Here is a 25,453-nt window from a genome sequence, read left to right as displayed (position 1 = left end):
CATCGTAGTCAAACGATTAACCGCCGGAAAGGCCTTACCGACGGGTTGTGGACCAATGGCCCTCGACGGCGTATACATCGGAGCTGTCGCCGCCGCGACCGACGTCTGAGGGGACTGGGCATGCGGTTGTCCACCGTGCGATGGCACGCGGCGGGAGCGCTCGTCATCGCGCTGACAGCGAGCGTCACAACTCCAACAGCAGCAGCACAAACCGATCCGTGGCCGAAGGCTGTCGTAACGCTGTCGAACGGCGTTCCGACCTTGGCGGTGAGCCGTGGCGGCACCACGGTGCTGGAGCCGGGCCCACTAGGCGTGGTAACGGAAAGAGCGGATCTTTCGACCGGCCTGCGACTGACGGACCGGACCGAACGACGCGTGGTCGAGCACTACACGGCGTCGTCCGGGAAGCAACGACAGCGCGCAGTCGTCCACAAAGAAGAGCGGTACTCGTTCACCGGAGCGGCCCGTTTGGATCTTGTCGTGCGGACCGCCGCCGACGGTGTGGCCTATCGGTACGAACTGCCGGCCGGGCTGGGCAACGTGCTGCGCGAGACTTCGGCGTTCCACATTCCGGCCGCCGCCACCGCCTGGGTCGCGAAGTACCGGCGTGACTACGAAAACCCGTTCGTGCAGACGAACGCAGCCGCCGCGGAGACCGCGGACTACCTGCACCCGGCGCTGTTCGAGACGAACGGTGTGCACTCGCTGCTCACCGAGTCCTCTGTGGACGGACGGCATTCCGGCGCGCACCTCGCGCACACGGCCGGTTCCGGTGTGTACTCGGTCAAGTACTGGGACGAACAGGTGGCGGTGAACGGACCGTGGCAGTCGCCGTGGCGCACCGCTGTCATCGGTTCGCTGGCGGACGTGTCGGCGTCGACTCTCGTGGACGACCTGGCGCCCCGGTCGAAGGTGCGCGACACGTCGTGGATCAAGCCGGGCAAGGTGTTCTGGAGCTGGCTCGCCGGTGGCCGCGAGGCCGGCCAGAGCCTCGCCATGCAGAAGCAGTACGTGGACTACGCGGCGGCGCACGGCTGGCCGTACGCGCTGGTCGACGCGGGCTGGTACTTCGACCCGAACTGGGACCACGACCCCTCGTGGGAGCAGACCTCGTGGATTCCCTCGCTGGTCTCCTATGCCGCCGCGCGGGGCGTGAAGATCCATCTCTGGGTGCACTACGACGAGCTGGACACACCTGCGGAGAGCGCGGCCCGGCTGGCGTTGTTCGAACGGTGGGGCATCGCGGGCGTGAAGATCGACTTCATGGACTCCGACGGCCAGGACCGCTACCGCTGGTACGACCGGATTCTCGCCGAGACCGCCGCTCACCGTCTACTCGTGAACTTCCACGGTTCGACGATCCCGCACGGCATTCACCGCACGTGGCCGCACGTAATGACGATGGAAGCCGTGCACGGCGGTGAGAAGTCGTCGGGCCTGACAGGCCAGCATCTGACCGCGTTGCCGTTCACGCGCGGTGTCGTCGGCGGCATGGACTACACGCCGTTGGCTTGGCACCGTCCTTCCCGCACCACGTCCGACGCGCACGAGCTGGCGTTGACCGTGATCTACGAGTCGGGTCTGGCGAACCTGGCCGGACGGCCGGAGGACTACGCCGCGCGGCCCGTCGCCGAACGTTTCGTCGACCAGGTGCCGACCGCGTGGGACGAGACGCGGCTGCTGTCCGGGCGTCCCGCGGACCACTCGGTGTTCGCGCGGCGGTCGGGCGACAGGTGGTTCATCGGCGGTGGGTACTCCGGTGCCGCACGGACCGTGTCAGTGCCTTTCTCACTGCCGTCCGGTCGCTGGCTGGTGGAGATCACCCGAGACGGTCCTGCGGGGCTCGTGCGCGAGTCACGGACCGTGCGCGCGGGTGACACGCTGACGTTGGACGTCGCTGCCAACGGAGGTTTCGCGGCCATCGCTTGCCGGGCCGGGTCTTCCACATGTGAGCGGCCGGTTTCCGCGGTGCCTTCGACTTCGGTGTCGGCTTCTGCCCGCGGGTTCACGGTGACCGGGCTGTTCACCACTCGCTCGGACGTGCGCGGGGTGACGCTGGCGCCGCGCGTGCCCGCGGGATGGTCGGTGCTCGGAAACCCTGTCACGGCAAGGGTTGTACGTCCCGGGCAGGCCTTGTCCGGCACCTGGACCGTCGTGCCGCCTGCTTCGCCCTCGTCCTACGGCTACTTCGACATCCCCGTCGTGGCGTCGTTCAACTCGGGGGTGGAGTCGGAGAAGACCGCGCGGGTGCACCTGGTCCGGCCACTTCCGGAGGGCTGGTCGTACGTGTCGGACCGGCCGTGGACGTCGGCCGTCGGCGGTGACGGCCCGGTGGAGAAGGACCTGACGAACGGAGGCGTTGCTGCGGGCGACGGACGTGGCATCGCTCTGCGCCGCGTGACCTACGGCAAGGGCCTCGGCACGCACGCGTCGTCCGAGATCACCTACGCGCTGGACGCACGCTGTACCGCGTTCGCCGCTTCGGTCGGCGTCGACGACGAGGCCGGTTTGGACGTGGCCCGCCAGCGCGCCGGCGGCACCGTCGCGTTCCAGGTGGTCGGCGACGGCGCGGTGCTGGCCGGCACGGACGTGCTCGGCGTGCGTTCCCCGGCCCGCGACCTGGCCGTGGACGTGACCGGCGTGAGGACTCTCACCCTGCGGGTTCTGGACGGTGGTGACGGCACGCAGAACGACCACGCTTCTTGGGCGGACGCAAGGATTCGCTGCGCCTAAGGGTTCACCCCTGAGGTCGGGGTGGGGTTTCCCCCACCCCAACCTTGCGGTTTACCCCAATGTCCCCGCCTCCCCGCGTCCGTAACTTGGACTGCATGAACTTGGTCGACTGGGTCACCGACCTGATGCACGTGGCCGGCGCACCCGGAGCGGCTTTGGCGATCGCGCTGGAGAACCTGTTCCCGCCGCTGCCCAGCGAGGTCTTCCTGCCCCTGGCCGGCTTCACCGCGGCCCAGGGCAAGATGTCGCTGCTCGACGCCATCCTCTGGACCACGCTCGGATCCGTCGTGGGCGCGCTCCTGCTGTACTGGATCGGCGCCGCGCTCGGCCGCGAGCGGGTTCGGCGCATCGCCTCCCGCATGCCGCTGGTCCGGGTGTCCGATGTGGACAGGACAGAGGCCTGGTTCCTGCGCAACGGCTACCGCGCGGTCTTCTTCGGCCGCATGATCCCGGTCTTCCGCAGCCTGATCTCGATCCCGGCCGGCGTGGAACGCATGCGATTAGCGCCGTTCCTCGCCTACACCGCCGCGGGCAGCCTGCTGTGGAACACGGCGCTGATCCTCGCGGGCTACCTGCTGGGCGACAACTGGCACCTGGTCGAGCAGTACGTGGGCATCGGCTCGAAGGTCGTCCTGGGCCTCGCCGTGGTGGCCGTGGTGATCTTCGTGGTCACCCGGCTGTCGAAGAAGCGGGCCGACTCCCGCGTCTAGGAGCAGCAGCGCCGGGCGCGCCACGTCCGCGACGACTTGCGGCCGCGCCGTGTCCTCGCCGCACTGCCGGGCCGCCGGCAGCCCTGTCACGGCACCCGCAGCCCAACCTTGAGGTCGAGCCCTGCCGCGACACCTCGTCCAGTTCATGCCCAAGCCGAACACCTCCGTGATCCGGTGGTCGCTCAGTTCGCGACCTTCAGCCCGTCCAGATGGCCCATCAGCTCACGGACAGCACTGCGCCCGGCCCGGTTCGCCCCGATCGTGCTGGCCGAAGGCCCGTACCCCACGAGGTGAATCCGCGGATCGGACACCACACGGGTGCCGTCCACCTGGATCCCGCCGCCGGAAGCCCTCAACCGCAACGGCGCGAGGTGGTCCAGGTCGTGTCGGAACCCGGTGGCCCACAGAATGACGTCGGCGTCGAAGCGCTCCCCGGAAGCCCACTCGACGCCGGACGGCGTGACCCGCTCGAACATCGGTTTGCGGTCCAGCACCCCGGACGCGATGGCGGCGCGGGTCTGGTCGGTCAGTGCCAGCCCGGTGACGCTGACGACGCTGCGCGGGATCAGGCCGGCCCGGACGCGTTCCTCGACCATGCCGACCACCCAGCGGCCGTAGTCCTCGGTGAACGGGCCCTCCCGCCACACCGGTTCGTGCCGCGTGACCCAGCGGGTCTCCGCTGCGAAAGGAGCGAGTTCCATGAGCAACTGCGTGGCCGACGCGCCGCCACCCACGACCACGACGCGCTTACCCGTGAACTCGGTGGGGTCCTGGTAGTCGGCGGTGTGGAGCTGGCGGCCCCGGAACGTCTCCTGGCCCGGGTAGTGCGGCCAGAACGGGCGGCGCCACGTGCCGGTCGCGTTGATCAGGCCGCGCGTGGTCCAGACGCCGTCGGAGGTCTCGACCTTGAGCAGCGAGCCGTCGTTCACCACCTGGGTGACGTTCACCGGACGGACGACGGGGAGGTCGAAGAGCTGTTCGTAGCGGGCGAAGTAGGACGGTATGGCCTCGTTCGCGCGTTCGTCGGGTGCGGGCTGCTCGAACGGCATGCCGGGCAGTTCGTGGATACCGTGCACGGTCCGCATGCGCAGGCTCGGCCACCGGTGCAGCCAGGCGCCGCCGGGCGAGTCGTTCGCGTCCAGCACCACGTGCTCGACGCCGCGCCGCTGCAAGAAGTACGAGGCGGACAGGCCCGCCTGTCCCGCGCCGATCACCACCACATCCGTCACATCACGGTCAACGGAAGGAGGCCGCCGGTTCTTCTCACCTGTGAGCTACAAAACATCAGGCAAAAGGTTCTGGCGACCGCTAGCTTCCGGCAGCGTGCACCTACTTCTGACGCTGGCGTTGCTCGCGGCACCCGTTCCCACCACGACAGCCTCCTACGCGGTCTACGACCGAATCACGCACACGTTGACCGGCCGGGACGTGCACAAGCCGATCAGGTCCGCCTCGCTGGTGAAGATCCTGATCGCGATCGAACAACTGGAGTCGCGCGGCGACGACCCGCGCATCGAACCCATGTTGCGCGTCAGCGACGACAACGCGGCCAGCGAGCTGTGGGTGGAGAACGGCTGGGACCAGCTGGTCGTGCGCACGGCCGAGCGGTTGAAGCTCAAGGACACGAGGCCGCCGGAGAAGCGCGGCATGTGGGGTTACACGGCCGTGAGCGCCTATGACGTCGTGAAGATCTACCGATACCTGCTGGAGGACGCGAAGCCGAAGGTGCGGCGCACGATCATGGGACACCTGCAGCGCGCCGAGAAGTGCGCGTCGGACGGGTTCGACCAGTCGTTCGGGCTGCCGTCCGCCACGTGGAGGCCCGCGTTCAAGCAGGGCTGGTCGGGGTTCGGCGACCCGACGAAGCCGTGCGTCGACAGGCCGCGCCCGCGCATCCAGTGGGAACTGGACACGAAGTCGCCCGCCCTGCACACGTCCGGAACGTGCCTGTTCAGCATCGTCGTGGTGCTGACGCTGCACCCCGAGGGCACCACCTACGAGAAAGCGGCGAAACGAGTTACCCAGCTCACGGAAGAAGTGACCAAGCATCGGTGTTGATCGATGCATGAGCCGTCTGAGTGAGATCCCGCTGTCCGTACTCGACCTCGCGCCCATCACGTCGGGGTCGGACGCGACGACCGCGCTGCGGAACTCACGGGAACTCGCTCAGCAGGCCGAAGGCCTCGGCTACCACCGCTACTGGTTCGCCGAGCACCACAACATGCCCGGCATCGCCTCGTCCGCGCCGGCCGTGCTGATCGGGCACATCGCGGACGCCACGTCGACGATCCGCGTGGGCTCCGGCGGCGTCATGCTGCCCAACCACGCGCCGCTCGTGGTGGCCGAGCAGTTCGGCATGCTCGAAGCGCTGCACCCCGGCCGCATCGACCTCGGCATCGGCCGCGCACCCGGCACCGACCAGAAGACGGCGCGGGCGCTGCGGCGCACCGAGGCCGGTCTCTCCGCGGAGAACTTCCCGCAGGAGCTGACCGAGCTGATCAAGTACTTCGAGGGCACCGCGGACCTCAACGCCGTGCCCGCCGCGGGCAACAAGCCGCCGATCTGGCTGCTCGGCTCGTCGGGTTACAGCGCGCAGGCCGCGGGTCTGCTGGGCCTGCCGTTCGCGTTCGCCCACCACTTCAGCGCCCAGAACACGCTGCCTGCGTTGGAGCTGTACCGGCGGCACTTCCGGCCGTCCGAGGTCCTGCAGGAGCCCTACGCGATGGTGTGCGCCTCGGTGATCGTCGCCGACACCGACGAGCACGCCCGGTACATCGCGGGCCCGGGAGCGCTCTCGTTCGTGCGGCTGCGCCAGGGCAGCCCGGCGCCGCTGGCCACGCCGCAGGAGGCGGCGGACTACCCGTACACCGAGATCGACGAGCTGGTGATCGAGGACCGCATGTCGAGCCAGATCATCGGGTCCCCCTCAACGGTCCGTTCGGGGCTCGACGAGCTGATGGAGTCGACGGCGGCCGACGAGCTCATGGTGACGACGATCGTGCACGGGCACGAAGACCGCCTTCGTTCGTTCGAACTGCTCGGCGAGGTGGCCGAACGGACGCCGTCGATGGGCCGTTCAGCCGCACATACGTGAGTCGGTCAGGCGTGACCTTCACGTTTTGTACGACTGACACTGCTCTGAACGGGTGATAAACGGCTCCGCTTGTAGCGCGCGGCACACAGTGGGCGATGATCGGTATGAGCGCGCACGCCCCCCGACGCGCTCCCTAGCATCACCTGCGGCCTCGGTCGCATCGGACGGCGTGGGGCCGGCGCACTGTGTGGCGCCGCCCACGCCGCCCATCACGAGTCGGCCACGGCCCGGCACCAGGTCCGCTTCTTCAGGCCTCTTTCGTTCGCACAGCCCCTTCAGCACCGTCACAGTTGACGTGAGTCGCTCACACCCACCGCCGGGGTGGGAAAGGGGAGTTCGTGAAGTTCGCCAAATCGGCCGCGGGCCTGTGCCTGTTGCTGGCCGTGGCGGGATGTGCGGGCCCCAGTGTCGCCGTCACTCCCAACGAGAACCTGACAGTCGAGCAGCGAGCCGAGACGCCCAGCGCCTCCGGTGCCGCCGCTTTCGGCACCCAACGCGTGTGGGCCTCGGGCCTGTCCGTCGTGGTGTCCGCTCCCCGCTCCCTCGCGCCGTCCGCGACGGCGATCCCTCCGGCCAAGCGCACGGCGGTCTTCACGATCACCGTCTACAACGGCTCCAAGTCGCCCTACCGCTCCTCCCAGCTGGCCGTACGCGCACTCGCGGACGGCCAGCCGGCAGCCGAGCTGGTCGACTCCGTGCAGGGCCTCAACGGCCTCGCCGCCGCCGTCGCCGAACTCCCGCCAGGCCGTGACACCCAGCTCCAGCTGGCGTTCGCGGTACCGGAGTCGGCCGTGCGGATGGAACTGACGATCCAGCCGGGTGGACAGGGCCAGGACGCGCCCACCGTCTTCGAGGGCCAGGCGTAGTCCCCCGAATAGGCTCACGGCATGACCAGTCGTCTCGAACCTGGTGACACGGCGCCCTCGTTCACGCTGCCCGACAGCGAGGGCAAGCCGGTGTCCCTGTCCGACTACCTCGGCAAGTCCGTGGTCGTGTACTTCTACCCGGCCGCGAGCACGCCGGGCTGCACCAAGCAGGCCTGCGACTTCCGCGACAACCTCGGAGCCCTCGCCGACTCCGGCTACGAGGTGGTCGGCATCTCACCGGACAAGCAGGAGAAGCTCGCGAAGTTCCGCGACGCCGAAGGCCTGACCTTCCCGCTGCTGGGCGACCCGGACAAGAAGGTCCTCACCGAGTGGGGCGCCTTCGGCGAAAAGCAGAACTACGGCCGCACCGTCCAGGGCGTGATCCGCTCGACGTTCCTGGTCGGCCCGGACGGCAAGATCGTCAAGGCCATGTACAACGTCCGCGCCACCGGCCACGTGGCCAAACTCCTGCGCGAACTCCCCGCCTGACCTTTCACCGCACATGAGGCCGCCGTCGCTTTGGCTGCGACGGCGGCCCTTTTTCAGGTACATTGGACCCGAGGGCGCGCAACAATGCCGCCCCTGTTCCGGTGAGGGTGATACACCGTGTGTCGTTTGACGGCACCTAACGGCCCCGACATCCCGTCTGATTTCATCTTGCGAGTCCACTTCCCCACGCGCGGCGGCTGACCAGGCTTTTTCGCCTACCGTCACCCGTTCTCTTCAACACGCACGCCTAGCGCTGCGTGCATTTCGTGCTGGGAAAATTCAATGCTCAAGTGGATCCTGCTAGCCCTCGCCGTAGGCGCGGAAGTCTTCGCAACCCTCTGCCTCAAATACTCGGACGGCTTCACCAAACCCTGGCCGACAGCCGGCCTCGCGACCGGCTTCCTAACGGCCCTCTACCTGGAATCGCTAGTGATCAGAATGGGCGTCCCGGTGGCCATCACCTACGCCATCTGGGCAGGCGCCGGCATAGCCCTGGTGGCCATCACCAGCCGAGTCCTGTTCGCCGACCCTTTGAACCTGGCAATGCTCGCCGGCATGGCCCTCATCGCCGCCGGCGTCTGCGTCGTGTCGGTGGCCTCCCACGCCCAGGCAGCCGTCTAATCTCGTTTGGGTGGGCTTAGAAATCGAGGCCGTCTCCAAACTCGGCCAGTCAGTAGCGCTCCGAGCCGCCACCGAGTGGCTGGCGAGCCACACCGACGAGCGAACGATGTCGCTGACCGAACTAGCCGCGGCAGAACTCTCCAAGCCCACCCATCGAGCCAAGCTCGACACCCTGATCCAGCACATCGGCCACCAGGTGACCGAGCAGCTCGAATCGGCTCTAGAACGCTTCACCGACGACGACGTCGCCTCCTCCCTCACCGCAGTGGAGGAGGCGCTGTCATCAATAGACCTGTCCGACGCTGCCCTGCTGGCCGACGACGCCGACCCCGAACTGCTGGCCCAACGCATCCGCCGCTCGTTGCCACGCCAGGACCGGGGCCGCTGCTACGAAATCACACTCGACCAGTCGTGCCGCTACCTCGTACAGATCATCAGGAACCTTCCGCCGTTCCAACCCCGAGCCTTGGCCGAGGTTCTGTCCCGTGCCACGGCCAGTGCCGCGATGCTCGACGACGTCCTGTCCCGGCTCCCCCGCACCTCGCTCTACGCACCCCAGGGCACGGATAACGACGGCGACTTCCGCGACGAATACCTGCGCTACATCGGCGCGAACCTGGATCGCCTGGAACTCCTCGGTCTGTCCATGCGGGACCGCCCCAGCCTCCCGTTGAGCGTCGCCTACCTGGGCCTCACGGTGTCGGGCAGGAAACGGCGGCAGGGCAACTGGTTCAGCGAACCCGATCACCGCGCGCACTCGGGAGTGCGCGTCGAGTCGGCACTCGTCGACCGGACATATGTGCGCGGAGAAGCTGGATCAGGCAAGACGACGCTGCTGGACTGGATCGCCGTCACGGCGGCCCGCGGCGGGTTCGTCGGCAACCTCCAGAGCTGGAACGATCTGGTGCCGTTCCCGATCCGCCTGCGCGCATATGCGGATGATCCCCTGCCAACCAGGCCGGAGGAGTTCGTCACGGGGTGGCTCGCTGGAATCATGCCGCCCGGCTGGGTCCACCGCATCCTGCAGTCGGGCAAGGGACTTCTACTGGTGGACGGCGTTGACGAGGTCCGGCCGGACAGGCGGCAGAAAGTCCGGCAGTGGTTGCGCGAACTGCTGCAGGCCTTCCCTTCCGCTCGGGTCGTGGTGACGGCCCGTCCGGCTGCCACGGACGACAAGTGGTTGGCGGAGCTGAACTTCTCCTCCGTTGAGTTGGAGCAGATGAGTCCTGGAGACGTGAAGGTGTTCCTCCAGCGCTGGCACGAGGCGGCCGGGGCTCCCGAGGAGGCGCATCGCAGGCTCGTCGTCCAACTCGAAAGCCGGCAACACCTGCAGGGCCTGGCTTCCTCGCCGTTGCTGTGCGCGATGTTGTGCGCGCTCAATCTCGGCAGGGTCTCGGAACTCCCGCACAGCCGCATGGAGCTGTACAACGCGGCTCTCACGATGCTGCTGGACCTGCGCGATGCGGAGCGCGGGATCGCCCGCATCCTCACCACCTCGGACCAAACCGTGCTGCTGCGGGACCTGGCCTGGCGGCTGACGCTAGGCGGTCTGTCGCAGTTGCCGACGGCCAAGATGCGCGAACACGTGACACGCAAGGTCTGCTCGATGCCCAACGTCGACGAGGATCCCGACGTCATCGTCGCGCACCTGCTTGAACGCAGTGGCGTCATCCGTGAACCCGTCCCCGGTCGGGTCGACTTCGTGCACCGGACCTTCCAGGAGTACCTGGCCGGAGAAGAGGCAATGCAGGACGGCCAGGTCGAGACCCTGGTCGCCCACGCCCATCAGGACTCGTGGACGCAGACAATCGTGCTCGCCTGCGGACACGGCCAGCGAACACAGGTGACCGAACTGCTAACCGGTGTGCTCGCCAGGGCCGACCGCGAACCGCGCAACGTCCGCAGGCTCCGGCTGCTCGCGGCAGCGTGTCTGGAGACCGTGCGCGACGTCGACGCCGACGTGTGCGACCAGGTCGACGCGATCATCCGCGATCGGCTGGTACCGCCGCGCAGCGCGAAGGAGACCATGTCGCTGGCCACCATCGGTCACCGCGTGCTGCGCTACCTGCCGGCTTCGCTCGACGAACTCTCCGAAGCCGTTGCCGCCGCGACGGTGCACAGTGCCGCACTGGTCGGTTCACCGGAGGCGATGGCCAAGCTCGCCGGATACGCACACGATCCGCGGGAGGCCGTGCAGGAAGCGCTGATGGAGGCTTGGCTCAGCTTCGACCTCCAACGCTATGCGGAAGAGGTCCTCGCGGACGCGCCGCTCGACGACGGGATCGCCAGGATCCAGTCGGTCCGGCTCTACCCCCACCTGTTCCGGCTTCGGAACCTGACGGGCGTGGACGTCTGGCTACCGCGGCACGAGTCCCAGCCAGACCTACGCGGCGTCGCGGAACTACCTCCGCTGCGCCACCTGTTCTTGTGGATGCACGGGAGGATCGATCTCAGCGAACCGGCGGAGACCACACCGCAGATGATCTACCTGTCGGGTGCCCAGCGTTACACGAACATCACGATTGCGTCCGAGGTGCACACCTTTGGGCTGAACCAGCGGGAACCGTGGGACGACCTCGGCTTCCTACGAGGCCGGTCGGTGGGCCACCTCTACCTCAGCGAGGCGGCTCCCGGTTGTGACCTGAGCCCGCTCTCCGAAGTCGTCGGACTGGAGGCCGTCTACGCGCACAACTGGCGGGAGTTGGAGATCTTCAAAGAGATGCCGGAGCTGAAGACTCTCCGGCTCATCGGTGATGAGCCGATCGACGTCCGGCCACTGCGCGATCTTTCGCTGAACCTGCTGCTGCAGCGCAGGTGCTCCTACGTCGGGGTCGAAGCTCTCGGCCCCGACGTGAAGGTGACTTGGAAGGCCTAAACCAGCTTGCGCAGGTACGGGACCAGGAGCTTCAGGGCGCGGCCCCGGTGGGACTCCGCGTCCTTCTCCTCCGCCGTCATCTCGGCTGAGGTGACCTCGTAACCCTCGGGCACGAAGATCGGGTCGTAGCCGAACCCGTTGGTGCCGCGACGAGCCCGCAGCAACGTGCCACGCCACTCACCGCGAACAACGACCTCTTCGCCACCCGGCACAACTAGGGCGACCACGGACACGAAGGCCGCGCCACGACGCTCATCGGGAACGTCGCCGAGCTGACCCAGCAACAGGTCAAGGTTGGCGTCGTCGTCCCCATGACGACCGGACCACCGAGCGGACAGCACACCAGGCATGCCGTTCAGCTCATCAACGGCAAGCCCGGAGTCGTCCGCCACCGAAACCAGCCCGGTGGCGGTAGCAGCGTCGCGGGCCTTGGCCAGCGCGTTGCCCTCGAAGTCCGGCGCGGTCTCCGGAGCCTCCGGGAACTCGGGCACGTCCGAGAGCGACAGCACCTCGATGCCGTCGAGCGACTCCGACACGACGATGCGCTGCAGTTCGCGGAGCTTCTTCGCGTTGCGGGAAGCCAGCAGGAGCTTCATCGCTTGCTCGCCTTGGGCTCCGGCAGGATGCCGGGGTAAGGCTGAGCCAGGGCCGCGGCCTGCAGGCGGTTGAGTTCGGCGCAGCCCTGGAGGGCGATGTCGAGCATGCGGTCCAAAGTGGAGCGGGCGAACGTCGCGCCCTCGCCGGTGCCCTGGACCTCGATCAGCGTGCCCGCGTCGGTGGCGACGACGTTCATGTCGACCTCCGCGCGCGAGTCCTCCTCGTACGGCAGGTCGAGGCGGACTCGGCCGTCGACCACGCCCACCGAGATGGCGGAGACCGCGCACGACAGAGGTGACGGGTCGGCCAGGCGGCCGGCTGCGCCCAGGTACGTGACCGCGTCGGCCAGTGCCACGTAGGCGCCGGTGATCGCGGCGGTACGGGTGCCGCCGTCTGCCTGGATGACGTCGCAGTCGATGACGATGGTGTTCTCGCCCAGGGCGGCGAGATCGATGCACGCCCTGAGAGAACGGCCGATCAGGCGCGAGATCTCGTGCGTGCGGCCGCCGATGCGGCCCTTCACGGACTCGCGGTCGCTGCGGCTGTGCGTGGCCGAGGGGAGCATCGCGTACTCGGCGGTCACCCAGCCGAGGCCGGAGCCCTGGCGCCACCGGGGGACGCCTTCGGTGACACTCGCGGCGCACAGCACGCGGGTGTTCCCGAACTCGATCAGGACCGAGCCCGCGGGCCAGGTCTGATATCCACGCGTGATCCGGATGTCACGCAACACGTCGTCGTTTCGGCCGTCGCTTCGCACCACGGCGCCTACCCTAATGAACCCTGCGGAGCGCCATGGCGTAGGGAGAGACATGCTGACGATCGACGGTATTCCGCTTCACCCGTTGCTGGTGCACGCGGTGGTCGTGCTGTTGCCTCTCGCGGCGCTCAGTTCGGTCGCGATCGCGCTGGTCCCGGCCTGGCGGCGCCGGTACGCGTGGCCTGTTCTCGGGGTCACGCTGGCCGGTGTGGCGGCGGTCCCGGTGGCCAAGCAGGCCGGCGAGGACTTCCAGGCCGCGCTCGCGAAGAACGGCGTGCAGAACCCGGCCATCCAGACGCACGCGGACCTCGGCGACATGCTGCTGCCCATCGCGCTCGGGTTCGGGGTCGCGGTGATCGCGCTGCTGGTCGCGGGCAGGCTGGCGGATCGCGAACGCCAGGCGGAGGCACCCACCACGAAGACGTGGCGGGTGATCTCAGTCGTGGTGTCCGTGCTGGTCGTGCTGCTCGCGGTCGGGACGACGGTGCAGACCGTGCGCGCAGGTCACAGCGGGTCGGAAGCCGTCTGGAGCGGTGTCGGGAGCTGAAGCGGCGACGTCGCCGACTGCTTCAACGTCCGCGTGACCGTGCAGAACTGCTCCACGGCGCGCCGGACGACGGTTTCGAGCGCCTCCGGGTCGTCCACGGCGGACAGGTCGTACGAGAGCGTCACCGGGATGGAGATCACCTCGTTGCCGCTCTCGGACTGGACCGCGTCCGCTTCCGCTGTCAGCTGATCGCCGCCTGTTCGCCGCAGGATCAACGTCTCCGAGGTCACCATCGCGCAGCCCGCGGCGGCCGCGACCAGCAGCTCGACCGGGCTGAACGAGCCCTCCTGGCCCTTGCGGCCGATTCGCACCGACGCGCCGCGCCCGTTGGAAGCGACGAACTCGTGCTCGCCCACGCGCTCCAGATTGATCATGTCCGCTCCCCCACCTCGTACCGGCCGCCCTGCACGACCAGCTCACTCGGCCCGCCGAACGCGGACCGCGCCTCCCGCAGCACGTCCTCACGCGACGTCCACGGCGGCACGTGCGTGATCAGCAGCCGCCCGGCGCCCGCTCGCTCGGCCAGCTCCCCCGCCTCGCGCCCGGACAGGTGCAGGCCGGCCTGCCGGTCCGGGGAGTGCGTCCAGCTCGCCTCGCTCAGCAACACGTCGGCGCCGGAAGCCAGCGCGTCCAGCGCGGCGCACGGCCCGCTGTCCCCGGTGTAGGCCAGCGTGACCCCGCCGCAGGAGATCCGGAACCCGTAGGCCTCGCAAGGATGCGCCACGACAGCGGAGTCCACGCTGAACGGTCCGATTTGGACCGGAGCGCCCAGGCCGTGGAACGAGAACACGTCGCTGAAGTCCAGCGACGACCGCTCGGCCTCGTTCGGCGCGTAGGCCGCGATGAACCGCGAGTGCGCCTCGGCGGGCGCGTGGACCGGCAGAACCGAAGCAGGCGGCTCCGGGTGGTACTTCCGTGCCACGTAAAGAGAAGACACGTCGACGCAGTGGTCGGGATGCAGGTGCGAGAGCACCAGCGCGTCCATCGAGAACAGCGGCCGCTCCTCCTGGAACCGCGACAGCACGCCGTTGCCGAACTCCAGCGCCAGCGTGAACCCGTCGGCCTCCAGCAGATAACCCGACGCCGCAGCGCCGGGTCCGGGGATGCTGCCGGAGCAGCCGAGCACGGTCAGCAGCACATCAGCCCCACTGTTCGAAGGTCGGCAGGAACCGGGCGGCGAGCTTCGCGAACCGCTCGGGCGGACCGGTGCACGTCACCCGGTGCAGAGCAGGCTCAGCGGCGAACTCGTCGCGTTCGGTCAGCAGCCGCACGACGTCCTTCACCGTCTCCTCGGCGCTCGACACCAGCGTCACGTGCTCGCCCATGACGATCTGGATCACGCCGGTCAGCAACGGGTAGTGCGTGCAGCCGAGCACGACCGTGTCGACCTCGGCGCGCTGCAACGGTTCCAGGTAGGCCTGCGCGAGCCCGAGAACCTGCCGCCCCGAGGTGACGCCGCGCTCCACGAAGTCGACGAACCGCGGGCACGCCGCCGCCGTCACGGTCACGTCGCGCGCCGCCTGGAACGCGTCCTGATAGGCGTGCGAGTTGATCGTGCCGACTGTGGCGATCACGCCGACGCGGCCGCTGTGGGTCGTCCGGACAGCGCGGCGCACGGCGGGGAGGATCACCTCGACCACCGGCACGTCGTAGCGCTCACGAGCGTCGCGGAAGCAGGCTGCGGACGCGGTGTTGCACGCGATCACCAGCATCTTCGCGCCTTCGTCCACGAGCCGGTCGCAGATCTCCAACGCGTGCTTGCGCGCCTGTGCGATGGGGAGCGGCCCGTAGGGACCGTTGGCCGTGTCGCCGATGTAGTGGATCGACTCGCCCGGCAACTGATCCATGATCGCGCGGGCGACCGTCAGGCCGCCGACGCCCGAGTCCATGATCCCGATCGTCACGCCGTGAATGTAGCCGGTGAGCTGGTGCGGCGGTTGTCACGGGAAACACCCCACGCCGCCAGAACGCCGCCGATTGCGCCGAACAGGTGGCCTTCCCAGGACACTCCCGGCTGGCCGGGCAGCACGCCCCACAGCGCGGCGCCGTACAGCGCGAACACGCCGACCGCGATCACCAGTTGCAGCCACGAGCGCGCGAAGATCCCGCGCACGAGCAGGAACGCCAGGAACCCGAACACCAGTCCGGACGCGCCGATGTGGCTGCCTGGGCTGCCGAACACCCACACGCCGAGCGTCGAGGCCAGCCAGATGATCGCGGTGACCTGGAAGAACTGCTTGAGGCCGCCCGAGGTCGCGAGGAACCCGAGCAGCAGCAACGGAACGGCGTTGCCGGTGAGGTGACTCCAGTCGCCGTGGATCAACGGCATCCACAGCAGGTTGTCCCACTGGCTGAAGTCGCGCGGCCGCACGCCGTCGTCCTCCAGCGAGCCGCCGGTCGCCACGTCGAAGGCCTCGACCAGGTAGAGGAACCCGACGAAGCCCGCCACGACGAACAACGACAGCACTGGATGCGGCGGTATTACCCGTTTCGCGAGCGCGGTGCGGTCCACTCGTCCAGGGTACGTGCCGATTAGGGTGGTTGGGTGTCGATCGAAGTAGCCGTACGCGCGTCCGCCCAGCTCGGCGAGGGCCCGACGTGGGACCACAGCAGTTCCACGTTGCTGTGGGTGGACATCCTCGCCTCCGAGGTGCACCGGTACGCACCCGCGCGGGACGACGACGCGGTGCTCGCGGTGCCGCAGCACGTGGGCGCCGCCAAGCCCCGCGCGCAGGGCGGGATCGTCTGCAACCTGCGGGACGGCATCGCGCTGATCGACCGCGACGGCGCCAAGAGCTGGCTCGTCTACTGGGCGCGCGAGGGCGTGCGCGGCAACGACGCGGGCATCGACCCGTCGGGCCGGCTGTGGGCGGGCACGATGCGCTACGACCAGGCCGCCGACGAGGGCTGGCTCGCCAGGATCACCGGCGACGGCGCCGCGAAGGTCATGGTGGACAAGGTGAACACGAGCAACGGCGTCGGCTGGAGCCCGGACGCCACGCTCATGTACTACATCGACACGCCGACCCGCCGCATCGACGTCCTCGACTTCGACAACGCCACCGGCACCGTCGCGAACCGCCGCCCGCTCACCCACGTCGGCAACACCGACGGCTGGCCGGACGGGCTCACCGTGGACGCCGACGGGTGCGTGTGGGTCGCGCTGTGGGGCGGCCGCGCCGTGCGCCGCTACACGCCTCGGGGTGAGCTGGATCGCGAGATCGAACTGCCGGTCGACAACCCGACGGCGTGCTGCTTCGGCGGCCCCGACTTCACCGACCTCTACGTCACGTCCGCGCGCTCGGGCCTGTCCGACCAGGCACTGATGGACCGCCAGCTCAACGGCTCCGTGCTCGTCCTTCCCGGTGTCGGCCAGGGCGTGCCGAGCGTCGCGTTCAACGGATAGATGCTCTCCCGTTTCATCGGCCGCACGAAGCTGCTCGCCGACCTGCACGAGTTGATCGCCGAGCACCGGCTCGTGACGCTGACCGGCACCGGAGGCTCGGGCAAGACCCGGCTCGCGGCCGAGATCACCGGCACGACGTTCGTCGAACTGGCGACGATCGGACGGCCGGAGATGCTGGCGCGCCGGATCGCCGAGGTGCTGGAGGTCGAGGACAGGTCGGCGCGTGACATCGCCGAGGTGCTGCGCGACCACCTGGCCGGGCGGAAGACGGTGCTGGTGCTCGACAACTGCGAGCACCTCAGGGACGCGGTGGCGGAGCTGGCCGCCTGTCTGCTCGACGGCGCGCCGGGCCTGAAGATCCTCGCCACCAGCCGCGAGAGGCTGGGCGTGCCCGGCGAACGCGTCCTCGTCGTGCCCCCGCTCGACGTGCCGCCGCCGAACGCGCGCATGAGCACGGACTACGAGTCGGTAGCGCTGCTCGCCGACCGGGCGCCGGACTCGCTGCTCACCGAGCGGAACTGGCCGGACGTCGTGCGGCTGCTGCACCGCGTCGCCGGGCTGCCGCTGGCCATCGAACTCGCGGCCGTGCGCCTGCGGGCGATGCCGCTGCACGAGGTCGTGAAGCGGCTCGACGACGAGATGAAGCTGCTCACCCGCAACGACCGGGTGGCGTTGCCACACCACCGGACCCTGCGCGCGGTGATCGACTGGAGCCACGACCTGTGCACGCCGTCCGAGCAACGGCTCTGGGCTCAGGTCTCGGTGTTCGCGGGCGGCTGGGACCTCGCCGCCGCCGAGGCGGTCGGCGACTCGGAGGACGTGCTCGACGACCTGGCCGGGCTCGTCGCCAAGTCGATCGTGACCTTCGAGGACGACCGCTACCACCTGCTGGAACCGTTGCGGCAGTACGGCGCCGAACGCCTGGGCGCCGACCGCGACGCCGTGCTGCGGCGGCACCTGGAACACTTCGCCGACCTGGTCCGCCGCGTCGGCGAGGGCTGGTTCACCGACGACGAGCTGATCGGCGCCCTGCGGGTGGAGATGGCGAACGTCGAGGTGGCCCTGGAGACGAGCCTGTGCGAGCCGGGCAGGGCACTGGAGCTCGAGTTCCAGCTCGCCCGGATGCACAGCGCGTTCTTCGCGAGCGGCTGGCCTGAGCAGTACCGCAGGCTGCGCCGCGCGCTGGAGACAGGCGCCGACGACCACTGGCACCTGGACGCGCTCGCGTTCGCCGGGTCTCTCGCGCTGGCGCTGGGCCGCACCGAGGAGTCCGCGGAACTGCTCAGCGAGGCCAAACGCCGTGACAGCACGTTCAGCGGTGTCCTGTACCTGCGCGGCGAACAGCAATGGCTGCTGCACGGCGACCACGGCGCTCTCGTCACCATGCGCGCCGCACGAGACCGCGCCGAACCGGACCGGCGCGCGATCTTCTCCGTGCAGGTCGCGATGGCGTCGGCCTTGCTCGCCGGCGAATCCGAGGCCGGTGCCGACCTCGCCGACCTCGAGAAGATGCTGGACGGGAATCAGATCACGACCGCCGGGCTGCTGGTGGCCCGCGGCGTCGCGGAGCTGCGGTTCGGCTCTCCCGACCAGGCCTGCGACCTGCTGCGGCAGGCGCTCGAACGGCAGCGCGCGAGCGGCGACCAGTGGGGACCGGTCTGGGCGGTCGAGGCGCTCGCCTGGGCGACGGCCGCGACCGGCAACGCCCGTCGTGCGGCACGACTGCTCGGTGCGTCCGAGGCGGTCCAACGACTGACCGGACGTTCCATCGCGGCGCACGAGACGTTCAGGCAGATGCGCACGCAGGCGGTGGCACGGGCCCGGTGCCCCGAGTACGGCCGGGAGCACGCGGCGGGCGCGGCGCTGAAGTCGTTCGACGAGGTCTACGCGGACGTGTTCGACGAGCACGCCGGACCGCTCACGCCGGCGCAGCTGGAGGTCGCGAAGCTCGTCGCGGCGGGCCTCACCAACCGCGAGATCGCCGCCCGGCTGCACAAGTCGCAGCGCACTGTCGAGACCCAGGTGCAGCAGATATTCGCTGCTCTGGGCGTGCACAGGCGCGTTATGATCGCCCAGCGGATCAACGTCAGGTGATGAGTGCCCGTACGTAGGTGACACTGCGGCTTGTACGGATGTGCACTCGTACGCCGGTGAACTACAAAAGAGCAGTTCACCGGCCCGCACGAGCATCTGGGGGGATGCACATGAGTGAAGATCTGGCCTGGAAGGGTGCCCTTTAAGGGGCTTGTTTCGTCACGCCCAGAGGTGGCCGTCGAGTTTGGCGGCCGCCTCGTCCAGCGTTCCGGCGTAGGCGCCGGTGGACAGGTACTTCCACCCCGCGTCGGCCACCACGAACACGATCTCCGCGGCCTTCCCCGCCACCTCGGCCTTCTGCGCCACGGCCAGCGCGGCGTGCAGGATCGCGCCCGTCGAGATGCCGGCGAAGATGCCCTCGGTCTCCAGCAGCTGCCGGGTGCGGCGCAACGCGTCGTAGGAGCCGACCGAGTACCGCCCGGTCAGCACCGACTCGTCGTACAGCTCCGGCACGAAGCCCTCGTCGAGGTTGCGCAGCCCGTAGACCAGTTCGCCGTAACGGGGCTCGGCGGCGATGATCTGCACGTCCGGCTTGGCCTCGCGCAGGTACCGCCCGACGCCGACGAGCGTGCCCGTCGTGCCGAGTCCGGCGACGAAGTGGGTGATCTCCGGCAGGTCCTTGAGGATCTCCGGACCCGTGCCGCGGAAGTGCGCCTCCGCGTTCGCCGGGTTGCCGTACTGGTAGAGCATCACCCAGTCCGGGTTCTGCTTCGCGATCTCCTTCGCCGTGGCGACGGCCTGGTTCGACCCTCCGGCGGCGGGCGAGAACACGATGCGCGCGCCGTACGCCTGCAGCAGCTGCTTGCGCTCGGTCGAGGTGTTCTCCGGCATCACGCACACCAGGCCGTAGCCCTTGAGCTTCGCGGCCATGGCGAGCGAGATGCCGGTGTTGCCGGACGTCGGCTCCAGGATCGTCGCGCCGGGACGCAGCACGCCGTCCCGCTCCGCCGCCTCGATCATGGCCAGCGCCGGCCGGTCCTTGATCGAGCCGGTCGGGTTGCGGTCCTCGAGCTTCGCCCAGATGCGCACGTTCTCGGACGGCGACAGGCGCGGCAGGCCCACCAGAGGTGTGCCGCCGAGCGCGTCCAGGAGCGAGTCGTAGCGGGCCATGGGGAAGATCAGCCGCCCGCGACGGCCGGGAGGATGGTGACGTTGTCGCCGTCCTTCACCTCGGCCGCGAGGCCACCGGAGAAGCGCACGTCCTCGTCGTTGACGTAGACGTTGACGAAGCGGTGCAGCGTCCCCTCCTTGACCAGGCGGGCCTTGAGGCCGCCGTGGTTGTTCTCCAGGTCGTCGATGACCTCGGCGAGCGTCGTACCGGCAGCGGACACCGACTTCTCGCCCCCGGTGTGGGTGCGCAGGATGGTCGGGATCGACACGGTGACTGCCATGGTGGTTCTACCTCCGGGAAACGGGTGCAACTCAGGATTCGACGATCTTGACCGGTTCCTCGGTCACGACACCGTCGACGATGCGGTACGACCGCAGCTCGTGCTCGATCGGGTCACGCGTGGAGACCAGCACGTAGTGCGCCTCCGGCTCGCCCGCGAACGAGATGTCGGTGCGGGACGGGTACGCCTCCGTGGCGGTGTGCGAGTGGTAGATGACCACCGGCACCTCGTCGTTCGCGTCCATCCCGCGCCACACCTTGAGCTGCTCGGCCGCGTCGAACCGGTAGAACGTGGGCGACCGCTCCGCGTTCTCCATCTCGATGAAGCGCTCAGGACTGTCGGACCCGTACGGCCCGGCGATCACCCCGCACGCCTCGTCGGGATGGTCGCGGCGCGCGTGGGCCACCATCGCGTCCACCAGGTCACGGCGAATCACCAGCACGCGCTCAATCCTACGGGCTGGCCGGAGTTGTCTCGGTATGCGAGATAACCACGTCAGAGGCCCTGGAACTCGAGTCCGCCGAACTCGAAGCGCGCCTGGTCGATCGCGTCCTGCGACGACGAATGGCACGTGTCGGTCAGAACGTTCCACTCGGCGTCGCAGTAGAAGAGGTAGACGCTCTTCTCCCCTTCGTAGCCGGCCAGCGCGAGGCCGCGGACGACGTCCGGGAAGTCCCCGAAGTGGAACGTGTTGCCGGTGGCCGTCTGCGCGGGGCCGATGAGAGCGAACTGGAGCACTCGGGCGCCGTCGAGTTCACCCGGGGGTTGCTGGGTCACGGCACGATCCTCATCCTCAAGACGAACACCGGCACCACTCAGAGGTCGCGGAACGCCGTCACGCCGTTCAGTGACGTCGCCTCGCGCGTACCGGACACCACGGCGTCCGCGAACATCTCGGCGGCGGCGGCACACAGCGCGTCCAGCGCGAACACGCGCGGCTCTGCCAGCGGCACGGCACCGGTGGCCAGCGCGAACACCGTGTCACCGTCGAACATCGAGTGCGCCGGGCGCACGGCGCGGGCGAGGCCGTCCTGCGCGGCCATCGCGATCCGCCGGCACTCCGCTTTGGACAGGTCCGCGTCCACCGCGACGACGCCGATCGTGGTGTTCAGGCCGTCGGGCTTGCGTTCGGGCAACGCCACCGCGGACGTGCCGAGCGAGGGCAGCCACGGCAGGCCCGACGCGCGGTCGACGACCTCGCCGGCCGCGTTCACCACGGCCAGCGCGCCGATCCGGTGCGCGCCGACCGTCGTCGAGGCGACGCCGACGCCGCCCTTCAGCGACCCGACCCGCGCACCGGCACCCGCGCCGACGCAACCGAGCTCGAAGGACTCCGAGGCCGCCTCGCAGGCCGCGTAGCCGAACGAGGAGTCCGGCCGGTTGCCCCACTCCGACATCGGCAGGTCGAAGATCACCGCTCCCGGCACGATCGGCACGACGTGGTGCGGCTGGGCGCCCACCTGGAAGCCGATCGAGCGTTCGGAGAGCCAGCGCATGACGCCGTCCGCGGCCGCGAGCCCGTAGGCGGAGCCACCGGAGAGGCAGATCGCGTGCACCTGCTGGACCAGGTTCGACGGGTCCAGCAGGTCGGTCTCGCGGGTGCCGGGCGCGCCACCGCGGCCGTCGACGGCGCCGACGGCTCCCGCCGGCACCAGCACGACGGTCGTGCCCGTCGCCCAGCCCGGTTCGACGCGGTGGTGATGCCCGACGAGGACGCCGGGAATCACGGCATCATCGCTTCGACGAGCGTGTCCTGCACCCAGGTCAGCCAGTGGTAGACGCCGAGGTGCGGCGAGCGCGGGTCCTCCGGCGGCAGTTCGTCCGGCATGTCCTCGGTGACGTCCAGCGCGGTGCCCAGGGCCAGGCGCACGTCGTTGAGCGACGACATCCAGGCCTCGGCCTCGGCGATGGTCAGCCGTAGCTCACCACCGTCGGGCGAGCACGTCTTCAGCACGGTCTCGGCCGCGGCCGTCTTGTGGTCCAGAAGCTCCGGCTCGTGCAACGAGCGCAGCGCCGACGCCGAGTTGACCTCGTCCGGGTCGGGCGCGTCGTCGTCGAGACGGTGGAAGTCGGGCAACAGCCTGCCCAGGATCGGATCGTCGGGTGCCTCCGACGGGCCTGTCCTGATGCCGGTCAGCTCCGCGAGCTCGTCCTGCGGCGCGTCCTCGGCGCGGGCCAGCAGCATGTCCTGGATCTGGCTGACCAGACCGCGCACGACCGCGGCCTCCTGCCGATCCAGCCTGCCGACGACGACGTCGCCGTCGCGGATCCACCTCTTCACGAGGCCCGCTGCATGGTCGCCCAGAGTCCTGCCGCGTGGAGTTTCGCCACGTCGGCCTCCACCTTGTCCTTGGTGCCCGATGTCACGATCGCCTTGCCTTTGTGGTGCACGTCGAGCATCAGCTTGGTCGCATGGTCCCTGCTGAAGCCGAACAGCTTCTGGAACACGTACGTCACGTAGGACATCAGATTTACCGGGTCGTTCCAGACCACGGTCTGCCACGGCCGGTCCTCGGCTGCGATCTCCTCGCCGACGGCCTCCGGCTGCGTCCGTTCCTGTTCGACGGGCGTGGTCATACCGCCAATGGTGTCATGTTCGCCGCAGTGACGGAGACCGCGTGCGGGTAAACCGGATGCGACCTTAGGGTTGGTGACCATGAACTCGACGGCGTTGCTGACAGACCACTACGAGCTCACCATGCTCGCGGCCGCGCTGCGTGACGGCACCGGTGACCGTCCGTGCGTGTTCGAGGTCTTCGCCCGCAGGCTCCCGGACGGACGGCGCTACGGCGTCGTCGCCGGGACGAACAGGCTGCTCGACGCGATCAAGGACTTCCGCTTCGGCGAGGAGGAGATCGACCAGCTGCGCCGCAACGCCGTGGTCGACGATTCCACGTTGGAATGGCTCGCGAACTACCGGTTCTCCGGCGAGGTCGACGGCTACCCCGAGGGCGAGCTGTACTTCCCCGGTTCGCCGGTGCTGACGGTCCGCGCGTCGTTCGCCGAGGGTGTCGTGCTGGAGACGCTCGCGCTCTCGATCCTCAACCACGACAGCGCGATCGCGTCGGCCGCCGCCCGCATGGTGACCGCCGCCAACGGCCGCCACATGATCGAGATGGGTTCGCGCCGCACGCACGAGGAAGCCGCCGTGGCGTCCGCCCGCGCGGCGTACCTGGCGGGCTTCCACGCGACCTCCAACCTGGAGGCGAGCCGCCGCCACGGCATCCCGACGGCCGGCACGTGCGCGCACGCGTTCACGTTGCTGCACGACTCCGAGGAAGAGGCCTTCCGCAGCCAGGTCGAGGCGCTGGGTGTCGGCACGACGCTGCTGGTCGACACCTACGACATCAGCGAGGGCATCAAGACGGCCGTCGCGGTGGCCGGTCCCGACCTCGGCGCGATCCGGATCGACTCGGGCGACCTGGGCGTGATGGCCAGGCAGGCCCGCGACCAGCTCGACTCGCTGGGCGCCCGCAACACCCGGATCGTCGTGTCCAGCGACCTCGACGAGTACGCGATCGCCGCCCTGCGCGCCGAGCCCGTGGACGCGTACGGCGTCGGCACGTCGGTCGTGACCGGGTCGGGCGCGCCGACCGCGGGCATGGTCTACAAGCTGGTCGAGGTCGACGGCAGGCACGTCGAGAAGCGCAGCACGTCGAAGCAGTCGCGCGGCGGCTGGAAGAAGGCGCTGCGCCGCCACAAGGACACCGGCACGGCGCTGGAGGAGGTCGTGTTCCAGGCCTCGAACGAACCCGAGCTCGGCCCGTACGACAGGCTCGTGCAGATCCCGTTGATGCGTGACGGACAGGTCACCGACGAGGTCCCCACGCTGGAGCAGAACCGCGAACGCCTGCGCGCGGCGCTGGTGAGCGTGCCGTGGGAGGGCCTCAAGCTCTCGCGCGGCGAGCCCGCGATCCCGACGATCTACCTGGAAGGCTGACATGACCAAGGCACTGATCGTCGTCGACGTCCAGAACGACTTCTGCGAGGGAGGTTCGCTGGCCGTCAACGGTGGTGCGGCCGTGGCCGCGGCCATCTCGCAGCACATCGCCACCTCGGCGTACGACCACGTCGTGGCGACGCGGGACTACCACGTGGATCCGGGCTCGCACTTCTCCCTGACCCCGGACTTCATCGACTCGTGGCCGGTGCACTGCGTGGCGGGCACGCCCGGCGCGTCGTTCCACCCGGAGCTCGACGTCGCACGGGTGGAACAGGTCTTCTCGAAGGGCCGTTTCGCCGCCGCCTACTCGGGTTTCGAGGCGGAGAACGACCTCGCGGGCTGGCTGACGGACAACGGCGTGACCGATGTGGACGTCGTCGGCATCGCGACCGACCACTGCGTCCGCGCCACGGCACTGGACGCGCAGCGCAACGGCTTCCGCACGACGGTCCTCGTCGACCTGACCGCGGCGGTCTCACCGACGACCCGCGACGCGGCCGTTGACGAGCTGCGCGCCGCGGGTGTCGGTATCGCCTGAGTCCTTTACGGAGTCGGCGAGCAGGCCACCGTGCCGACGGTGATGCTGCCGGTGTAGCCGGACGACGGTTCGAAGGTGATCTTCAACAGCGTCATCGAGATGCTGCCGTCGTTCGGCACCGGGAACACCGTGTCGGTGAACTTGGCCTTGGCCAGCACGGTTCCGTTGGCGGCCTTGACGTCGTGCACGTAGCCGGGCGTGATGTTCTGCGGCAGCCCGGTCCACCCGGACATGCCCTTGAGCTCCCAGCCGGCGCTGGTGCCCTTCTCGTTGGCGTCACAGGTGATCGTCCACTCGGCGATCTTGAGCCGCGGGCCCTTGTTCCCACCGGACAGCCCGGCGAGGGCGGACAGGTCGAAACCGGCGCCCTTCGCGACGGACTTCGTCTTCGTGAGGAACTCGTCCGGGTTCACGACCTCGGTCGTGCACGCCGAACTGGTCTCACCGATCTTGAGCCCGGTCCTGCTCACGGCGGGGCTGGCGCCGGTGACGGTGCCCGCCGCGTCCGGATTCACGTCGCACACCGCGAGCGGGGCGACCTTGAACGTCTGGCCCGCCTTGGCGAAGTCGGCGGAACCTGACGACGCGGTGCCGGGCGGATTCGCCGCAAGAGCGGTACCCGCGGTCGCGAACGTCAACGCGAGCACAGCGCCCGCGATCGAAATTTTGCTCATCTTTCGCATTGCCTCTGTTCCCACGGCCCGATAATGGTGGTGATGGGTGGCACTGATGACGACCCAGCACCCCATGTCACCCGTTCGTGTAGGCAATTACCTGATTGAGTGACAGGCG

The 25,453-nt window shown here is 69.1% G+C and carries 28 protein-coding genes; 13 read left to right on the top strand and 15 right to left on the bottom strand.

Features of this window, described 5'->3' with window-relative positions; genetic code table 11:
* Positions 1-120 precede the first annotated feature (120 nt).
* Both SK854_RS28050 and SK854_RS28045 read left to right on the top strand, forming a co-directional pair.
* A complete protein-coding gene (locus tag SK854_RS28050; RefSeq protein ID WP_319978100.1) occupies positions 121-2,733 on the top strand; it encodes a glycoside hydrolase family 97 catalytic domain-containing protein in 2,613 nt (870 codons plus the stop codon).
* A 95-nt stretch (positions 2,734-2,828) separates the two neighbouring features.
* Entirely contained in the window at positions 2,829-3,443 is a 615-nt protein-coding gene (locus tag SK854_RS28045; RefSeq protein ID WP_319978099.1) for a DedA family protein, read from the top strand.
* 182 nt (positions 3,444-3,625) lie between these two features.
* On the opposite strand, the gene SK854_RS28040 is transcribed toward SK854_RS28045, so the two are convergent.
* Positions 3,626-4,672 (bottom strand): FAD-dependent oxidoreductase, encoded by a 1,047-nt coding sequence (locus SK854_RS28040; RefSeq protein WP_319978098.1) that lies wholly within the window; start codon positions 4,670-4,672, stop codon positions 3,626-3,628.
* Positions 4,673-4,766: 94 nt separating this feature from the next.
* Between SK854_RS28040 and SK854_RS28035 the strand changes: the two genes are divergently transcribed.
* The 6 genes from SK854_RS28035 (at position 4,767) to SK854_RS28010 (ending at position 11,388) form a co-directional block, all read left to right on the top strand.
* Positions 4,767-5,501 carry a hypothetical protein gene (locus tag SK854_RS28035; RefSeq protein ID WP_319978097.1) on the top strand — a complete coding sequence of 245 codons (735 nt, stop codon included), beginning with the start codon at positions 4,767-4,769 and terminating at the stop codon, positions 5,499-5,501.
* Positions 5,502-5,508: 7 nt separating this feature from the next.
* Positions 5,509-6,537, top strand: coding sequence for an LLM class flavin-dependent oxidoreductase (locus tag SK854_RS28030; RefSeq protein WP_319978096.1), 1,029 nt, complete (start codon positions 5,509-5,511; stop codon positions 6,535-6,537).
* Positions 6,538-6,875: 338 nt separating this feature from the next.
* Entirely contained in the window at positions 6,876-7,403 is a 528-nt protein-coding gene (locus SK854_RS28025; RefSeq protein WP_319978095.1) for a hypothetical protein, read from the top strand.
* 21 nt (positions 7,404-7,424) lie between these two features.
* On the top strand, positions 7,425-7,892 hold the full coding sequence (bcp, locus tag SK854_RS28020) for a thioredoxin-dependent thiol peroxidase (RefSeq protein ID WP_319978094.1): 468 nt from the start codon (positions 7,425-7,427) through the stop codon (positions 7,890-7,892).
* 282 nt (positions 7,893-8,174) lie between these two features.
* Positions 8,175-8,513: a DMT family transporter gene (locus tag SK854_RS28015; protein WP_319978093.1), complete on the top strand. Its 339-nt coding sequence runs from the start codon at positions 8,175-8,177 to the stop codon at positions 8,511-8,513.
* 10 nt (positions 8,514-8,523) lie between these two features.
* Positions 8,524-11,388, top strand: coding sequence for an NACHT domain-containing protein (locus tag SK854_RS28010; protein WP_319978092.1), 2,865 nt, complete (start codon positions 8,524-8,526; stop codon positions 11,386-11,388).
* Here SK854_RS28010 and rdgB read toward each other — a convergent pair.
* Both rdgB and rph read right to left on the bottom strand, forming a co-directional pair.
* Positions 11,385-11,984, bottom strand: a complete 600-nt coding sequence (gene rdgB / locus SK854_RS28005) for an RdgB/HAM1 family non-canonical purine NTP pyrophosphatase (protein ID WP_319978091.1) — start codon at positions 11,982-11,984, stop codon at positions 11,385-11,387. The two genes, SK854_RS28010 and rdgB, sit on opposite strands and share 4 nt — an antisense overlap.
* Entirely contained in the window at positions 11,981-12,745 is a 765-nt protein-coding gene (gene rph, locus SK854_RS28000) for a ribonuclease PH (RefSeq protein ID WP_319978090.1), read from the bottom strand. The genes rdgB and rph overlap by 4 nt, the downstream gene beginning before the upstream one ends.
* A gap of 49 nt (positions 12,746-12,794) precedes the next feature.
* Between rph and SK854_RS27995 the strand changes: the two genes are divergently transcribed.
* Positions 12,795-13,289, top strand: a complete 495-nt coding sequence (locus SK854_RS27995; RefSeq protein ID WP_319978089.1) for a DUF2231 domain-containing protein — start codon at positions 12,795-12,797, stop codon at positions 13,287-13,289.
* On the opposite strand, the gene SK854_RS27990 is transcribed toward SK854_RS27995, so the two are convergent.
* Genes SK854_RS27990 through SK854_RS27975 form a run of 4 tightly spaced genes read right to left on the bottom strand, consistent with a single transcriptional unit; the run spans position 13,247 to position 15,801 of the window.
* Complete coding sequence (locus tag SK854_RS27990; protein ID WP_319978088.1) at positions 13,247-13,663, bottom strand: OsmC family protein; 417 nt, start codon at positions 13,661-13,663, stop codon at positions 13,247-13,249. The two genes, SK854_RS27995 and SK854_RS27990, sit on opposite strands and share 43 nt — an antisense overlap.
* Entirely contained in the window at positions 13,660-14,427 is a 768-nt protein-coding gene (locus tag SK854_RS27985) for an MBL fold metallo-hydrolase (RefSeq protein WP_319978087.1), read from the bottom strand. Before SK854_RS27985 ends, SK854_RS27990 begins: the two co-directional genes overlap by 4 nt.
* 1 nt (position 14,428) lies before the next feature.
* Positions 14,429-15,178 carry a glutamate racemase gene (gene murI, locus SK854_RS27980; protein ID WP_319978204.1) on the bottom strand — a complete coding sequence of 250 codons (750 nt, stop codon included), beginning with the start codon at positions 15,176-15,178 and terminating at the stop codon, positions 14,429-14,431.
* Positions 15,179-15,189: 11 nt separating this feature from the next.
* Positions 15,190-15,801 carry a rhomboid family intramembrane serine protease gene (locus tag SK854_RS27975; RefSeq protein ID WP_319978086.1) on the bottom strand — a complete coding sequence of 204 codons (612 nt, stop codon included), beginning with the start codon at positions 15,799-15,801 and terminating at the stop codon, positions 15,190-15,192.
* Between the two features lie 33 nt (positions 15,802-15,834).
* Between SK854_RS27975 and SK854_RS27970 the strand changes: the two genes are divergently transcribed.
* Together SK854_RS27970 and SK854_RS27965 are read left to right on the top strand one after the other, a co-directional pair.
* A complete protein-coding gene (locus tag SK854_RS27970; RefSeq protein WP_319978085.1) occupies positions 15,835-16,695 on the top strand; it encodes an SMP-30/gluconolactonase/LRE family protein in 861 nt (286 codons plus the stop codon).
* The gene (locus tag SK854_RS27965) at positions 16,696-18,789 is read left to right on the top strand and encodes a helix-turn-helix transcriptional regulator (RefSeq protein ID WP_319978084.1); all 2,094 of its coding nucleotides are present in this window, start codon (positions 16,696-16,698) and stop codon (positions 18,787-18,789) included.
* A gap of 159 nt (positions 18,790-18,948) precedes the next feature.
* Here the strand turns inward: SK854_RS27965 and SK854_RS27960 are convergent, their stop codons facing one another.
* From SK854_RS27960 to clpS, 7 genes are read right to left on the bottom strand one after another with little or no spacing between them, the layout of a single operon-like run.
* Positions 18,949-19,899 (bottom strand): PLP-dependent cysteine synthase family protein, encoded by a 951-nt coding sequence (locus SK854_RS27960; RefSeq protein WP_093598711.1) that lies wholly within the window; start codon positions 19,897-19,899, stop codon positions 18,949-18,951.
* An 8-nt stretch (positions 19,900-19,907) separates the two neighbouring features.
* Positions 19,908-20,180, bottom strand: a complete 273-nt coding sequence (locus SK854_RS27955; protein WP_030479225.1) for a MoaD/ThiS family protein — start codon at positions 20,178-20,180, stop codon at positions 19,908-19,910.
* A gap of 31 nt (positions 20,181-20,211) precedes the next feature.
* Positions 20,212-20,622 carry a Mov34/MPN/PAD-1 family protein gene (locus SK854_RS27950; protein WP_030479226.1) on the bottom strand — a complete coding sequence of 137 codons (411 nt, stop codon included), beginning with the start codon at positions 20,620-20,622 and terminating at the stop codon, positions 20,212-20,214.
* Between the two features lie 53 nt (positions 20,623-20,675).
* Positions 20,676-20,957, bottom strand: a complete 282-nt coding sequence (locus tag SK854_RS27945; RefSeq protein WP_319978083.1) for a hypothetical protein — start codon at positions 20,955-20,957, stop codon at positions 20,676-20,678.
* 38 nt (positions 20,958-20,995) lie between these two features.
* Positions 20,996-21,907, bottom strand: coding sequence for a P1 family peptidase (locus SK854_RS27940; protein ID WP_319978082.1), 912 nt, complete (start codon positions 21,905-21,907; stop codon positions 20,996-20,998).
* Positions 21,904-22,461 carry a DUF2017 domain-containing protein gene (locus SK854_RS27935; RefSeq protein ID WP_319978081.1) on the bottom strand — a complete coding sequence of 186 codons (558 nt, stop codon included), beginning with the start codon at positions 22,459-22,461 and terminating at the stop codon, positions 21,904-21,906. The genes SK854_RS27940 and SK854_RS27935 overlap by 4 nt, the downstream gene beginning before the upstream one ends.
* Positions 22,458-22,757 carry an ATP-dependent Clp protease adapter ClpS gene (gene clpS, locus SK854_RS27930; RefSeq protein ID WP_093598701.1) on the bottom strand — a complete coding sequence of 100 codons (300 nt, stop codon included), beginning with the start codon at positions 22,755-22,757 and terminating at the stop codon, positions 22,458-22,460. The genes SK854_RS27935 and clpS overlap by 4 nt, the downstream gene beginning before the upstream one ends.
* A 79-nt stretch (positions 22,758-22,836) precedes the next feature.
* Between clpS and SK854_RS27925 the strand changes: the two genes are divergently transcribed.
* The gene (locus SK854_RS27925) at positions 22,837-24,120 is read left to right on the top strand and encodes a nicotinate phosphoribosyltransferase (protein ID WP_319978203.1); all 1,284 of its coding nucleotides are present in this window, start codon (positions 22,837-22,839) and stop codon (positions 24,118-24,120) included.
* Between the two features lies 1 nt (position 24,121).
* A complete protein-coding gene (locus SK854_RS27920) occupies positions 24,122-24,661 on the top strand; it encodes an isochorismatase family protein (RefSeq protein ID WP_319978080.1) in 540 nt (179 codons plus the stop codon).
* Between the two features lie 5 nt (positions 24,662-24,666).
* Here SK854_RS27920 and SK854_RS27915 read toward each other — a convergent pair whose 3' ends face one another.
* Positions 24,667-25,335 (bottom strand): hypothetical protein, encoded by a 669-nt coding sequence (locus SK854_RS27915; protein WP_319978079.1) that lies wholly within the window; start codon positions 25,333-25,335, stop codon positions 24,667-24,669.
* Positions 25,336-25,453: the final 118 nt, after the last annotated feature.

The sequence above is a fragment of the Lentzea sokolovensis genome, from assembly GCF_033949975.1.
GTDB classification, from domain to species: domain Bacteria; phylum Actinomycetota; class Actinomycetes; order Mycobacteriales; family Pseudonocardiaceae; genus Lentzea; species Lentzea sokolovensis.
This window is presented reverse-complemented; position numbering and strand designations above follow the sequence as displayed.

Excerpts from the sequence above, each read along its gene's own strand:
- SK854_RS28050 (WP_319978100.1), top strand. The coding sequence starts at position 121 with ATGCGGTTGTCCACCGTGCGATGGCACGCGGCGGGAGCGCTCGTCATC.
- SK854_RS28045 (WP_319978099.1), top strand. The coding sequence starts at position 2,829 with ATGAACTTGGTCGACTGGGTCACCGACCTGATGCACGTGGCCGGCGCA.
- SK854_RS28030 (WP_319978096.1), top strand. The coding sequence starts at position 5,509 with ATGAGCCGTCTGAGTGAGATCCCGCTGTCCGTACTCGACCTCGCGCCC.
- bcp (WP_319978094.1), top strand. The coding sequence starts at position 7,425 with ATGACCAGTCGTCTCGAACCTGGTGACACGGCGCCCTCGTTCACGCTG.
- SK854_RS28015 (WP_319978093.1), top strand. The coding sequence starts at position 8,175 with ATGCTCAAGTGGATCCTGCTAGCCCTCGCCGTAGGCGCGGAAGTCTTC.
- rdgB (WP_319978091.1), bottom strand. The coding sequence starts at position 11,984 with ATGAAGCTCCTGCTGGCTTCCCGCAACGCGAAGAAGCTCCGCGAACTG.
- SK854_RS27995 (WP_319978089.1), top strand. The coding sequence starts at position 12,795 with ATGCTGACGATCGACGGTATTCCGCTTCACCCGTTGCTGGTGCACGCG.
- SK854_RS27990 (WP_319978088.1), bottom strand. The coding sequence starts at position 13,663 with ATGATCAATCTGGAGCGCGTGGGCGAGCACGAGTTCGTCGCTTCCAAC.
- murI (WP_319978204.1), bottom strand. The coding sequence starts at position 15,178 with ATGGACTCGGGCGTCGGCGGCCTGACGGTCGCCCGCGCGATCATGGAT.
- SK854_RS27965 (WP_319978084.1), top strand. The coding sequence starts at position 16,696 with ATGCTCTCCCGTTTCATCGGCCGCACGAAGCTGCTCGCCGACCTGCAC.
- SK854_RS27960 (WP_093598711.1), bottom strand. The coding sequence starts at position 19,899 with ATGGCCCGCTACGACTCGCTCCTGGACGCGCTCGGCGGCACACCTCTG.
- SK854_RS27955 (WP_030479225.1), bottom strand. The coding sequence starts at position 20,180 with ATGGCAGTCACCGTGTCGATCCCGACCATCCTGCGCACCCACACCGGG.
- clpS (WP_093598701.1), bottom strand. The coding sequence starts at position 22,757 with ATGACCACGCCCGTCGAACAGGAACGGACGCAGCCGGAGGCCGTCGGC.
- SK854_RS27925 (WP_319978203.1), top strand. The coding sequence starts at position 22,837 with ATGAACTCGACGGCGTTGCTGACAGACCACTACGAGCTCACCATGCTC.
- SK854_RS27920 (WP_319978080.1), top strand. The coding sequence starts at position 24,122 with ATGACCAAGGCACTGATCGTCGTCGACGTCCAGAACGACTTCTGCGAG.
- SK854_RS27915 (WP_319978079.1), bottom strand. The coding sequence starts at position 25,335 with ATGAGCAAAATTTCGATCGCGGGCGCTGTGCTCGCGTTGACGTTCGCG.